At 52.0% G+C, this 427-nt stretch carries 1 protein-coding gene; it reads right to left on the reverse strand.

What is annotated here, in order from left to right; genetic code table 11:
• On the reverse strand, positions 1–427 hold a 427-nt coding region (locus ACZIX4_RS19950), incomplete at both ends, for a T9SS type B sorting domain-containing protein (protein ID WP_463337414.1).

Raw genomic sequence — 427 nt, forward strand, 5'->3', positions numbered from 1 at the left:
AACGGTGAACCAGTAGTCGTCACTCGGTAGTGCTGCACCGTTGTAGGTACCGTCCCAGCCTTCTCCGCTTGGTGAGATCTGCTTAATCAGCTTGCCGTAACGGTCAAAGATGAAGATGTTCGTATCTGAGTAGCCTTCTTCCATACCGTGGATGTTCCACGTATCGTTAAAGCCGTCACCGTTAGGGGTGAAGAACCTCGGGTAGTCAATCACGCTTACGTCTTCGATGATCAGTGTACCACACTCTGTTTCTTCATCCAGTGTGTTGGCATCCCTTACATAGATGGTCTGTGGGCCGCCCGGTACGTCAGTGAACACGTTCGAGTTCTGCCATGGGCCGTACTCGTTCAGTGCGTACTGGTACTCGCCAAAGCCTTCTACCAGTACCACAATCGACTGCTCCTGCCCAAATGGGTTGCTTACCGTA

The organism is Flavobacterium niveum, assembly GCF_055231775.1.